At 63.9% G+C, this 12803-nt stretch carries 11 protein-coding genes; 1 reads left to right on the forward strand and 10 read right to left on the reverse strand.

Going from position 1 to position 12803, the window contains the following annotated elements; genetic code table 11:
• Nucleotides 1–138 precede the first annotated feature (138 nt).
• The gene (locus B5525_RS00540) at nucleotides 139–1371 is read right to left on the reverse strand and encodes a cytochrome P450 (RefSeq protein ID WP_079563962.1); all 1233 of its coding nucleotides are present in this window, start codon (nucleotides 1369–1371) and stop codon (nucleotides 139–141) included.
• A 75-nt stretch (nucleotides 1372–1446) separates the two neighbouring features.
• Between B5525_RS00540 and B5525_RS00545 the strand changes: the two genes are divergently transcribed.
• Complete coding sequence (locus B5525_RS00545; RefSeq protein WP_079563964.1) at nucleotides 1447–2058, forward strand: TetR/AcrR family transcriptional regulator; 612 nt, start codon at nucleotides 1447–1449, stop codon at nucleotides 2056–2058.
• Nucleotides 2059–2095: 37 nt separating this feature from the next.
• Here B5525_RS00545 and B5525_RS00550 read toward each other — a convergent pair whose 3' ends face one another.
• From B5525_RS00550 to B5525_RS00590, 9 genes are all read right to left on the reverse strand, one after another.
• Nucleotides 2096–3340 carry an MFS transporter gene (locus B5525_RS00550; protein WP_244567986.1) on the reverse strand — a complete coding sequence of 415 codons (1245 nt, stop codon included), beginning with the start codon at nucleotides 3338–3340 and terminating at the stop codon, nucleotides 2096–2098.
• 119 nt (nucleotides 3341–3459) lie between these two features.
• Nucleotides 3460–4437: an NAD(P)-dependent oxidoreductase gene (locus tag B5525_RS00555; protein ID WP_079563967.1), complete on the reverse strand. Its 978-nt coding sequence runs from the start codon at nucleotides 4435–4437 to the stop codon at nucleotides 3460–3462.
• A gap of 19 nt (nucleotides 4438–4456) precedes the next feature.
• Entirely contained in the window at nucleotides 4457–6310 is a 1854-nt protein-coding gene (locus B5525_RS00560; protein ID WP_079563969.1) for a TRAP transporter large permease subunit, read from the reverse strand.
• 11 nt (nucleotides 6311–6321) lie between these two features.
• Nucleotides 6322–7353, reverse strand: a complete 1032-nt coding sequence (locus B5525_RS00565) for a TRAP transporter substrate-binding protein (RefSeq protein WP_079563971.1) — start codon at nucleotides 7351–7353, stop codon at nucleotides 6322–6324.
• A 112-nt stretch (nucleotides 7354–7465) separates the two neighbouring features.
• Nucleotides 7466–8215 carry an ABC transporter ATP-binding protein gene (locus B5525_RS00570; protein WP_154072997.1) on the reverse strand — a complete coding sequence of 250 codons (750 nt, stop codon included), beginning with the start codon at nucleotides 8213–8215 and terminating at the stop codon, nucleotides 7466–7468.
• Nucleotides 8196–9995 carry an ABC transporter permease subunit gene (locus B5525_RS00575; protein WP_079563972.1) on the reverse strand — a complete coding sequence of 600 codons (1800 nt, stop codon included), beginning with the start codon at nucleotides 9993–9995 and terminating at the stop codon, nucleotides 8196–8198. Before B5525_RS00575 ends, B5525_RS00570 begins: the two co-directional genes overlap by 20 nt.
• The gene (locus tag B5525_RS00580) at nucleotides 9995–10852 is read right to left on the reverse strand and encodes a branched-chain amino acid ABC transporter permease (RefSeq protein WP_079563974.1); all 858 of its coding nucleotides are present in this window, start codon (nucleotides 10850–10852) and stop codon (nucleotides 9995–9997) included. Before B5525_RS00580 ends, B5525_RS00575 begins: the two co-directional genes overlap by 1 nt.
• 21 nt (nucleotides 10853–10873) lie before the next feature.
• Entirely contained in the window at nucleotides 10874–12070 is a 1197-nt protein-coding gene (locus B5525_RS00585) for an ABC transporter substrate-binding protein (RefSeq protein WP_244567791.1), read from the reverse strand.
• 197 nt (nucleotides 12071–12267) lie between these two features.
• A complete protein-coding gene (locus B5525_RS00590; RefSeq protein ID WP_079563975.1) occupies nucleotides 12268–12450 on the reverse strand; it encodes a hypothetical protein in 183 nt (60 codons plus the stop codon).
• Between the last annotated feature and the right edge of the window lie 353 nt (nucleotides 12451–12803).

A 12803-nucleotide genomic window follows, 5' to 3' on the forward strand; every position in this document is an offset into this window, starting at 1 on the left:
AGCGCGCTCCGGCGGGGCGGCGTGACCCAGCCCATCTGCCGGCGCCTCGCGCCCGTCGCCGCCCGAAATCACCCCCGGAACACCGCTATATATAGAGGCAACTGTGGCGAAGTCACAGCGTCTCGCGCGCAGACCTCCTTACCAGCTTGCGGGCAGGTTTTTCAGGCCGCGCAGCACGAAGGTCGGCCGCCATTCCGGATTTTCGGCGTTGTCGAGCCGCAAGCCCGGCAGGCGGCGCAGCAGAGTCGAAATCGCGACCTCGGCCTCGATCCGGGCCAGTTGGGCGCCGAGACAGAGGTGGATGCCGCCGCCAAAGGACTGCGGGCGGATTTTGGGACGCGTGATGTCGAGCCGGTCCGGCCGGTCGGGATAAACCGCCGGATCCCGGTTGGCCGAACCCAATAGGCACAGCACGCTTTCGCCCTTCGGGATTTTCCGGCCGCCGAGTTCTTCGATGTCCTCCAGCGCCACTCGGCCGGTCAATTGCACCGAGGAATCGTAGCGCAGGAACTCCTCGATGGCGTTGCTGATGAGTTGAGGATTGGCCTTGAGCAGTGCGAGTTGGTCGGGATTGCGGTGGAGCGCCAGCAGCCCGTTTCCGATCAGATTGACCGTGGTCTCGTGGCCGGCGCCGAACAACAGGATGATATTGGCGGTCAGTTCCTCATTGGAAAGCTTGCTGCCGTCTTCCTCGGCCTGCACCAGTTGCGTCGTCAGATCGTCGCCGGGGTCCTTGCGGCGCAGCTCGAACAGCTGCTGGAAGTACATCTGCGCCATCAGGTTGCCGGCATTGGCCTGCTCGATTTCGGCTTTCGAGAGCGGCACCGGATCGAGCAGGCGCCCGCCGTCGCGCGAGCTGGCATAAAACACCTCACGATGCTCCTCGGGAATTCCGAGCATGTCGCAGATGATGGTGACCGGCAGCCGGAATGCGAAATCCTCGATCAGGTCCATATGCCCCTGCGGCCCGATGCGATCCAGCGTCTGATCGACGATCTCTTGAATGCGTGGACGCATGTCCTCGACCCGGCGCGCGGTGAACGCTTTCACCACCAGCCCGCGCAGGCGGGTATGGTCGGGCGGGTCCTGCTGCAGCATCCAGTGGCTCATGCTGCGGAACACCGGCTCCTTCATGATATCGGGTCCGTAGCGCCGCTTGGTCCGCTCGACGAAATCCTTGCCGAAGCGCTTGTCGCGCATCACCAGACTGACCTCGGCATGGCGGCTGGCGACGTACGCCCCGTACGCCGTGAGGTGCATCGGGTCGGTGGTGCGCAGCCGCTCGTAATGCGGGTAGGGATCGCGAATGAAGTCGGGCGACAGCGGGTTGAACAGCGGCTCGGGCGCGGTGGTCTGAAGCTGTTCGTTCATGGTGACCTCAATCAGGTGACAGTCCAATATCGATACACTCTTGTATTGAGTTGCATTTTGCCGTAAAATTGCGGGATGTCAAGAGTTCGGACCAGACCGACCCGGGACGATACCCGTGAAAAGCTGTTCGAGGCGGCGGCGCGAATGTTCGAGGAACAGGGCATCGGTGGCGCCAGCATCGAGGCCATCGCGGCCGCGGCCGGCTTTACGCGCGGGGCGTTTTATTCGAACTTTACCGGCAAGGACGAGTTGATCATCGCCATGCTCGAGGATCACGTCGAGCAAACCGTTCAACGCAATCTCGATCTTCTCGCCCGGCACAAGAACATTGCGGACTTCATCGAAGCTCTGCGAACGATGGACCGCAGCCTGCAGGATCCGCTCGGCCGCTCTCCGCTGTTGCATATGGAAATGATCCTGTTCGTGGCGCGCGCCGAAAAGCGCAGACCGGAATTGGCCAAGCGCCTGCGCGCGAGGCGGCAACTGATCACCGATATCGTCGAGACGGCGTTGAAGAACGCGGGCAGGAGCGGTTCGCTGAACCCGGCATGGACGGGCGCGATACTGCTCGCGCTGGAGGACGGTTTCCGTCTGCACCGCCTGATCGATCCGGAGACCACGCCGGCCGACAGCTTCCTGCGAGCGATCGGCGATCTGCAGCGAGCTGTCCGAACCACGCCGGCCTGACGAACGTCACGACGGCGACGCGGTGTTCGCTCCATTCTCAAGCGGTGTGGGCGCCGGCCCGGGCCTTGTGCAATTGTCCCGCGACCGCCCTCACCTTGCGGGGCGACGCCATCCAGATCGCGAAGGCGGACAATGCGCTGACGGCGAAGCCGATGGCGAAGGCGAAGCCGTAACTGCCAGTAAGGTCGTGCAGCGCGCCGGTGACCCAGGGACCGGCGGCGCCACCAGCAAGTGCTGCGAGCATCACGGTGCCGAAGATGCTGCCGAAATGCCTGCCCTGAAATATTTCCAGCACCACCGCCCCCATGATGGAGGTCAGGCCATAACCGAGCGCGCCCTGCGCCAGTACCATGAGGTAGACCAGCGTCAGGACTGGAAAGGATTTCAGCGCGATCAAGGCCGCAAAGCAGATCGCAAAGCCAGAGCACCCGGCGGTCCAGATCCATTCCCGCCCAACCCGGTCGGAGAGATGGCCGAGCCAGATCTGGCCGGGAATGCCGAGCAGGCTGACGGCGCCCAGGGACCACACCGCGACGTTCGGGCTGAAGCCGATGTCGAGCAGATATTTGGTCTGGTGAACCTGCACCGCGTACCAGATGTACAGGCCGCCGAAATAACCGAGCGATATCCACCAGAACCGCGCGGTGCGCACCGCGCGGCCCAGGGTCCAGTCGATGCCGGCCCAGTCGTGATCGACGACATAGGATACCGGCTTGATCGCGGCCGAGGGGGCTGCGTCGCCGTCCGGCCGAAGCCCGATATCCTCGGGGCGCTTGTGCAGCAACAGATTGATCGGCGCCAGCACCACCAGGATCAGGATTCCCATTGCCGTGCAGGCGGTGCGCCATCCCGTCTGCTCGATCATGTGCTGCACCCATGGCAACAGCGTCATCGAGCCGATGCCGACGCCGGCGAACGCCAGACCGATCGCCAGCCCGCGCCTGCGGTTGAACCAGTGGGGCAGAAACAGCGATTGGCCGGAATAGCCGAGGCAGATGCTGCCCGCGCCGACCATGACGCCGATGGTCACATAGAGATGCCAGGGCTGCGTCGTCAGCGGCGCCAGCAGCATGCCGCCCGCCATCAAGGCGACGCCGAGCTCCATCATGGCGCGCGGGCCGGCGCGGTCCATCAGGCGGCCGATCAGCGGGCTGACCGCGGCGGACACCACAAAGCCGAACGAGAAGGCGCCCGCGGTGACCCCGCGCTCCCAGCCGAACTCATCGATGATCGGCGGAAAGAACAGCGAAAAGGCGGTGCGGGCGTTGACCCCGATCGCCATGGTAACGAAAGTCACGCCGACGATGATCCAGCCGTAAAAGAAGGGAAGCCGGGCCGGCGCAACGTCCTTTGCGATTGCCTTTTCCGGACCTGCATGACGCACGTCATCTTCATCAGCGCTCATGAACGGCGTGCCCAATGATCGGCATTGACGGCTCCGTGAGGAACCCTGCCATTGATGATCGCTTCAACCTGGCGAACCGTTTCGGATGACTGGCTTTCGATCGCCGGCTGGGTCAACCCGCCGATATGCGGGGTCGCGATGACATTCTCGAGGTTTGCCAACTCCGGCGTTGGCATCTGATCCCGGGCGCGGCCGACATCCATCGCCGCCCCCGCGATGCGGTTCTCGCGCAACGCGACGCTCAACGCAGCCTCATCGATGAGATTGCCGCGAGACAAATTGATGAAGAACGCGTCGGGTCGCATCCGCGCCAGCGCGGCCGGCCCGATCAGCTTTTCGGTCTGTTCATTCGCGACCGCGAGGCAGACCACGTAATCCGCCTTCCCGAGCAACTCCTCGAGCGAAACATGCTCGCCATCCGCGCGATCGACCGTCAGGAAGGGATCGGCGATCAAGACCGTCATGCCCAGTGATTTCAGAACAGGCGCGAGATAGCGACCGATGCAGCCGTAGCCGATAATGCCAACGGTGCTGCCGGACAGTTGACGGCCCATCGCGACCTCCGGCATCCGTCCGGAATGGTAGTCCGCCGTCGCCCGCGAAATTCCGCGCGACAGATCGACCAGAAAGCCGAGCGCGAGTTCCGCGACGGAAGCCACGAAGCCGGGCCCTGCCCTCGTGACCAGCACGCCGGCCGCGCTTGCGGCCTTGACATCGATGTTGCGGATATCGACCGCGCAGCGAACGAAAGCGCGCAGCTTTGGCAGCCGCGGAAAGATCTCGCCTGGCCCCTCCGTCAACCGGTCGGCCACGATGATGTCGACATCGCGCGCGGCTTCGATCAGCGCAGCGGCGTCAAGCGCGTCGTCGGCTTCGTTCAAGACCACATGCGCGGCCACCTGCAGGCCCTTCAGGCTACGCTCGCCGTAATACTGGCGACGAAACTGGGGCGTATGGGTCAGCAACACTTTCAACCGAGTTCTCCCAAGGGAGTCAGTACCCGAAGGCGCGCGGCAACGCGGTACTGATGGCGGGAACAAAGGCGATCACCAGCAGACACAGTAACAGAAGTCCGAGATAACCGATGATGGGCTTGACCGTCTGTTCGATCGGCACGTTGCCGATCAGGCAGGCCCCGTAGAGGCCTAACCCGAGCGGCGGAGCGAACAGGCCGATTCCCATCGCAATCACCAGCACGACGCCGAAATGCAGGGGGTCGACGCCGAGCCTGACCGCAACTGGCAACAAGAGCGGCCCGAAGATAATGAGCGCCGCGGCGCCCTCAAGCACCGAACCCATCACGATCAGCACGGCGATCGACAGCAGCATGAACATCCAAGTGCCGTGCGTGCCAGACAGCGAGAGCATCGTCTCGCCGACCGCATGCGGCACCTGCTGCAGCGTGAGGATGAAGGCGACCGACTGCGCGGCTGCGACGATGAACAACACCAATCCGGAACGCGTTGCCGCCTGCACGAAGCTGTGCGCCGCCGTCCTCGGACTGAGCTCGCGGAAAACGAGGCTGCCGATGACGATCGCATAGAGCACCGCGAACGCCGAGATCTCGGTGGCGGTGGCGAACCCGCTCTTGAAGCCCGCGAAGATCATGAAGATCAATCCGAACGACGCGATCGCTCCGCTCCACAGACCCGACATCGGAGGCCGCGGTTCGGCCTCGACACGCGACACCCGGCTCTTTCCGAAGATCACCGACACCGCGATCAGGGCCAATGCCATCAGCCCTGCCGGCAGCAGGCCCGCGACGAACAGGCCGCCGATCGACAGGTTGGCGACGAATCCCAGGATGATCAGATTGATGCAGGGCGGAATGGTTTCCGCCATGACCGCGGAGGCCGCGAGCAACGCCACCGCGCTGCCCGGATTCTGCCGTGACCGGCGCGCCGCCGGGATCAGCACCGAGCCGACCGCCGCGACATCGGCCATCTTGGAACCGGAGATGCCCGAAAACAGCACCATCGACGTCACCATCACGACGTTGAGGCCACCGCGCATGTGCCCCACGGCGCGCTGCAGCAGCTCGATGAGGCGAACCGACATGCCGTTCGCTTCCATCAGATAGCCGACCAGAATGAAGAACGGGATCGCAAGCAGCACGAAATTGTCGATGCCGCGCGCCATCTGCTGCGCGAAGATGACGCCGGGCAGCGTGCCCTCGACCCAGATGAAGGTCAGCGCCGCCAGCGCCAGCGCAAAGCCGATCGGCAATCCGCCGAACAGGGTGACGAAGAAGCCCGCCAGCATCAGCGTGCCCGACGACGGTACCGAGGCTGGAGCCAGACCGTCCCACGCCAGATAAGCGCCGACGACGAGGCCCGTCGCAACCGCGCCGGCGAGTGTGTCGCGGAAGGAACGCCTCAGAAGAAGATGGCCCGCAAAGACCGTCATGAACAGCGCGCCGACACCCATCGGATAGAACGTCAGTTCCAGCGGCAATCCGGAGCCCGAGGTTTGCCCGGTCGTCAGCCAGCCGAGCTTGATGGCGTTGAACGCCACATAGCCCGCGATGATGGATGTCAGCAGCGCACCGACGGCATCGACCGTGCGCCGGATGCCAGCCGGCAGCATGTCGACGAAAAATGCCACGCCGAGATTCTCGCTACGCGCCAGCGCGCTGGCGGCGCCGAAGAAGCTCGATCCGACCATGAGGCCGCGGGCCACGTCGTCGGCCCACTCGACCGGGGCGTTGAACAGGAAGCGCAGCAGCACCGAACCGCAGACGACCAGGAGGTCAGCCGCGAGCAGGATCGCCGCCGTTGCGTCGCTCAACAGCAGCAGGGCGGCTATGATCCGGTCGCCGCCGCGTTGTGTAGGCGCGGCGCCTAGCATGGACGGTCCCCTCACGCCTGAGTCGCGCGGATCATGTCCACCACCGGCTTCGCTTCGGGGCGAGCCTTTATGAAATTGTCGGTTTGCACGGCGACGCGTTTGCGGAAGGCTTCCTTGTCGCATTCCACGATCGTAACGCCCTTGTCCGCGAGGTTCTTGAGGGCCTCCTTCTCCATTTCCAGGCCGTGCGCACGGGTATCGGCTGCCGCCTTCTGCGCGGCATCGAGGAAGCCCTCACGCTGTTTGAGATCCATGCGATTGAATGTCGCATCGCTGAAATATGTCGCCAGCGGCGAGAAATTATGCTGCGTCAGCGCATAATGCTTGGCGCTCTCGAAGAATTTGGCGGCGAGGATGGTGGGAGGATCGTGTTCGAGCCCGTCGAGCACGCCCGCCTGCAAGGCGGTATAGATTTCACCGAACGCCAGCGGGGTCGCGGCGGCGCCCATCAGACGCAGACACTCGGTGATGACGGGATTGGGTAGCGTCCTGATCTTGAGGCCGGCGAGATCTTCGGGACCCTTGACCGGCTTCTTCGCCAGCACGCTGCGCGAACCGAAATTATAGGCCCACGAGATGACCCGGATATTCGCTCCCTTGAGCAGCGCGTCCTCGATCGGCTTGGCGGCGCCGGCATCAAAGGCCTTGGTCTGTTGCGGAAAACTCGAAAACAGATAGCCGAGGTCGAAGGTACCGACGAGCGGGACCAGATTGGCCGAGATCGACGAGCCCGACACCATCAGGTCGATCACTCCCAGCTTGACCGAATTGATGACGTCGATTTCCTGGCCGAGCTGGTTGTCCGGAAAGAACGTGACTTCGACCTGCTCCCCGAGCCCGTTGGCCTTCAGATTCTTCACCAGGTTGTCGTAATAGACCCGCCCGTTGGCAAATTTCGCGTCGTTGGGAAGCGAAGACGACAATTTCAATTTGGTCGTGGCAGCCTCGGCACGGCCGATGATGGCGGGCGCCAGGGCGAGCCAGGCGGCGGTGGCCTTCGTCGAGTTCAGGAACGCGCGACGGCTGACGCGGACGGTCTTCATGGTATTTCCTCCCGGGCGTGATTTTTCTTGCGCCGTATTTGCGGCTGCTGCACTTGCCCTTGTCGATAAATGTTGAACCAATCGGAAGTCGCGTGCAAGGGGCGGAATATCTTCACCCGACAGCCGTCAGGTGGCTTTCGTGGCCGAAATAGGCGCGTTCCAACCGCTGCGGCAAGTTTGCTTCGCCGGTGGACGCTTCGAGCACGATATGCCCCTGCACCAGCGCGTAGACGCGGTCGGCGGCAGCCAGCGCCTTTTCCAGGAGCTGCTCGACCAGCAGCACGGCCGTGCCCTGACCGCGCAGCGTGGCGATGACGTTGAGCACGCGATCGACCAGCACCGGCGACAGGCCGGCCGACGGTTCATCGAGCATCAACAGTCGTGGGCGCCGCACCAGTCCCTGCGCGACCGTCAGCATTTGCTGCTGCCCGCCGGAAAGAGCGCCGCCGCGCTCGTGACGCTTCTCGGCGATCTCCGGAAAGAACGACAGGGCTTGGTCGACCCGCGCCGCGCGCTCGCCGCGCGGCAGGTCGTAGGCCGCCAGCAAAAGATTGTCGGTGACGGAAATCTGCGTGAACACGCGATGCCCCTCGATGACGTGCACGAGGCCGGCGCGCGCCGCCTCGCGTGGCGTGGCGTTGGTCATGTCGCGGCCGTCGAAGCGCACATGTCCGGCGTTGACCGGCAGCAATCCCGACAGCGCGCGCAGCATAGTGGTCTTGCCGGCGCCGTTTGGGCCCAACAGCGCCACGACCTCGCCGGCCGCCATCGCAAAATCGATGCCATGCAGCACGCGGATCTTGCCGTAGCCGGACTCCAGCGCGTCGACCGAGAGCAGAGGTTCAGCCGCCGAGGTAAGCACTGACCACCTCCTTGTGGACGCGAATTTCGGCGGGCGTTCCGGCGGCCAGCGTTCGGCCAAGATTGAGCACCGTGACGTGATCGCAAATCTCGAAAATCAGGTCGGCGTGGTGCTCCACCAGCAACACGCCGGTGCCGCGCCGGGCGATCGCCCTGATCAGCGCGGCCAGGCGCTCGATTTCGTCATTGGAGAGCCCGGCGGCAGGCTCGTCGAGCAGCAGGAAATCCGGCTCCAGCATCAGCGCCCGCGCGATTTCGATGAACCGCAATTCGCTGTGCTGCAGGCGATCGGCCCGGACACCAGCCAGCATCTCGAGTCCAACGACGCCAAGCAGCGTGTGGGCTTTGGCCGCGAGCATCCGTTCGTCCCGCCGGTTCCGCGGCAACGCCAGCAGCGCTTCGACGAAGGTCGCCTGTCCATCGATGGTGCCGCCGATCATGACATTCTGCAGCACGGAGGCCTCGCCGATCACGCGCGGGGTCTGGAAAGTGCGGGCAATACCGCTGTTGGCGCGCAGCAGCGGCATGCCCGGCGGCAGCACGTCTTCGCCCAGCTTCATCGTTCCGGCCTTGGCTGCGTAGTAACCCGAGATCACGTTCAAGGTCGTGGTCTTGCCGCTGCCATTGGGGCCGATCAAGCCGTGAGTCTGGCCGGGCTTGACGTCGAGATCGAGGCCGTCGATGGCGCGCACATTGCCGAAACTGAGCGCAACGCCGCGCAGGCAGAGCGACTTGTCGCTCGCGATCTTGCCAAAGACATCGCCGAGCGCCGCGGGGCGCGGCATGATGGCGCGATTGGCGGCGAGCGGACGGCGGTTGCGAAAATCCAGCAGCGCGGCGATGCCGCCTGGCATCGCCAGCACGATCACCAGCAGCAGCACGGCGTAAAGGAACGTCGACCACGCCGCCAGCGGGGCTGCGATCTCCGGCAGGATGGTCAGGATGATGGTGCCGAGCATCGGGCCCAGGATCGAGCCGCGTCCGCCGATCAGGATCGCGATGAAGAACAGGACCGAGAGATCGAAGGTAAAGGCATCCGGCGTGATATAGGTCTGCAGGCTCGCGAACAATCCGCCGGCGATGGCCGCCAGCGCGCCAGCGAACAGGAAGATCGCGATCAGCATGCGCGGTTTGGAAATGCCGGTGGCTTCCGCCGCCACCTCGGCATCGCGGACCGCGATCAGGGCACGGCCGAAGCGGCTGTGAGCCACATTCGCGCTCATCCAGGTCGTGAGGCCCGCAAAAGCGATGCAGAGATAGTAATAGCCCCATGCGGTGTTGAACGGCGGGGGAAACTCCGGGCCGGCAATACCGATGCCGCCGCCGGTGACGCTCTGCCAGGCCAGCGCGATCTGCGTCACGATGGTGGCGAAGCCGAGTGTCGACATCGCGAAATAGAACGTGCGCAACCGCAACGCCGGCAAGCCGACGATGACGCCAAACAACGCGCCGACGCAGCCCGCGATCGGCAATGCCGCGAATACCGGCATCGGTGGCGCCACATTGCCGGCCACCAGCACGCTGGTGGTATAGGCGCCGAGCGTCAACAGTGCGACATAGCCGATGGCCAGATGCCCTGCGAAGCCGACGACGAGGTTGAGGCCGGAGACCAAGACCCAATAGATGGCCGCCCGTGTACCGATCAGCGCCCAGTAGTCGTTGCTGACGAACGGCAGGATCATCGCCACCGCCAGAATGCCCAGAAACGGCGCGAGCTGCGGCAGCAATGCGCGAAAGGCACTGGTCTCGCCGGGCGCGGTGGCCGCGGTCAATGCGGTCATCACACCCTCCGTGCCGTGGCCGAGCCGAAGATGCCTTGTGGCGCCGCCAGCAGAACGACGATGAACAGCGTGAAGACGGCCACCGAGGAAAAGATGCCGCCGACCAGGAAATTCGCAGCCTGCTGGAACAGGCCGAGCGCGAGGCCTCCGATGATGGCGCCGCGGTTGTTGCCGAGACCGCCCAGCGCCACCGGCACGAAGCCGTAGAAATTCAACAGCGCACCATTGGCGAAGAACGCCAGCAGCAACTCGCCGCCGGAAAATCCGGCGATACCGCCGATCACTCCGGCCAGCGCGTAGCTGGCGACGCGCAGATTGCGCTCGGGCAGACCGAGCGCGCGCGCCGCAAAATTATCCTCCGCGATCGCCAGGAACGCGCGCCCCACGAGCGTGCGGCGATAGAGATATTCGAGACCGCCGATGGTCAGCCCACAGGCGACGACCGGCAGCCAGAATTTCTCGTCCAATACGCCGCTGCCCCACCCGATCAGCCGCGGAAACGGCTGCGGCTCGGTGCCCCATTTGATCGCGGCCACCTGCTGGATCATCAGCGCCAGCGCCAGCGTGGAGAGGACGTAGAGATGCTGATCGAGACTCTTGAGTACTGGCCGCACGGCAACGAATTCGGTGATGATGCCGACAACCGCGCATCCGAGCAGCGTCAGCAGAAATCCGGCGATCAGCGGCATGCCCATTTTCAACGTGAACATCGACCCGAACACGCCGCCGAGCATCGCGAGCTGTCCGGCGGTGAAACTCATCACCCGCGAGGTCGAGAACATGGTGTTGTAGGTGACGCCCACGAGCGCGTAAATCGCGCCCGCCGCCAGACCGGATGCGAGGATAGAGCCGAGCATCTCGCGCGCGCTCCGTGACCGCTAGGTGTATCCGGGCGCCAGCGCGAAGGTTCCATTCTTGGCCGTAGAGGCCTCCGACATCACGATCTCGTCGGTCGGATAGCCGTTGTGCTGGGTCGGCGTGAAGGTGTAATCACCGAAATAACCGGGATATTTCGACAGCGTATTCCAGTATTTGACGATGCCTTCGCTTTCGGTGGATCCGCTTTCCGCGACCGCCTTGGCGATCAATTCAACCGCATCGATGCCGCCTGCGATCCACCACATCAGCGTATCGTTCATCGCGATATTGGCTTTGGCGAGCCGGTCGACCAGATCCTGCGTCTTGGCGGGCAGCTTGCCGGCGGCATCATAGCTCACGCTTTTGTAGCCGATGGCGTAGACCTTCTTCCAGTTGTCGGGCTTCTCGACCAGGCCGGCGATTTCGCCCGAGGCAAGCGAGGGATGACCGGCAAAGGAAACATCCCAGTTCATGGCGGCGCGGGTATTGAACATCCGCGCTTCCATGCCCGTGGTGACGCTCCAGACCACGATGACTTCGGCACCGGCATTCCTGGCGCGCAGCATGTCGGGCGTCATATCGGGCTGCGTTGCATCGATTTTGGCCTGATAGACCACGTCGGCGCCATCCTTCTTGAACGCCGCCACCGATGCGCCGACGGCGGTCACGCCATACCCCGTGGTGTCGCCAATCACGGCGATCTTCTTCACCTTCAGGACATTGAGGCAGTAGTTGCGGACGGCGTCGTCCCACTGGCTGTTTGAAGGGGCCATGCGGAACGCATTGGGAAACTTGGTGGTGTCGATCAGGCTTTCGACGACGCACGGATGGATGTCCGGCATCTTGGCGCGCGCCATGATCGGCGTGGTCGCCAGCGCCTCGCCCGAATTGACCGGGCCCCAGATCGCGTGGACCTTGGCCTGGCTGATCAGTTCCTGCGTGGCGTTTACGGCCTTGGTGGGATCGCCCTGGGTATCGCGGGTGGTGATTTCGATCTTGCGACCCTTGACGCCGCCCGCCGAATTGATCGCGTCCGCCGCGAAAAGCACGCCGCGATTGAACCCGATGGTTGGCGCCGAGCTCGGGCCGGTCATCGCGGCAAGCCAGCCGATCTTGATCGGTTCCGACTGGGCAATGGCAGGCTTCGGAAAAGAGAATGTTGCGGCGCCCACGGCGCCAGCGCCAGCCAACAAGACGTCACGACGCGAAATGGCCATGGATTCCTCCCAATATTTACTTTTCCGGCCCCGTCGTTGCCGCGGGCGCTCGTCGCAGCCGAACTTTGGTCGGCCGGTCAAATTTGATCCTGATGCGGACGCCTTGTCCAGAGATTCTGCGCGCACCCGCTATATTGCAGCAACAGGCTCGATCGGCGCGAAATGCCGCGTCGGGAGTTGAATCGACGCCTGGTCCGTCAGGCGTCCGGCGGCTTCGGCCGATTCCCGATCGAGGCGCGGACTCTCGTCAGCACCTTGTCACAATAGGCATCGCGCTCGCGGTTGAAAAGCTGCTGGTGGGCGCGGAATGCCGCCACCCTGCCCTGGATTTCCTCGCGAAGTTCGGACCGGGGCGCCGGCGACGGCCGCGGCGCAGGCACGACCTCTCGTACGATCTCATCTCGATGGGCCGCGTGGCGTTTTCGATCTGGTCCACCGGCGCGAACTCGATCCTGGTTTCGGTCCGAGCCTCAGGCTTCTTGCCGGTTATCGATTGAACGAATGTCATGGTTTGCGCGATTAAAAGATCGCGCTCCCTGGTCCAACTCATCGCACACCTCCGCCCGCGGTCATTCCAGCAAAATGCGCTACCCCGATCAAGCGGCGCTTGGGCCGGGCACATCGGGGGCTGCGCCGGCACGAATTTTTAAGGATTGAAAAAATATCTCGTGAACTTTTTGCGCCTTGTCCATGCCTAACAGAGGCACTGACGTTTGTCAGTACCCTCGCGCGG

This window comes from Bradyrhizobium erythrophlei, from assembly GCF_900129505.1.
Classification (GTDB): Bacteria; Pseudomonadota; Alphaproteobacteria; order Rhizobiales; family Xanthobacteraceae; genus Bradyrhizobium; species Bradyrhizobium erythrophlei_D.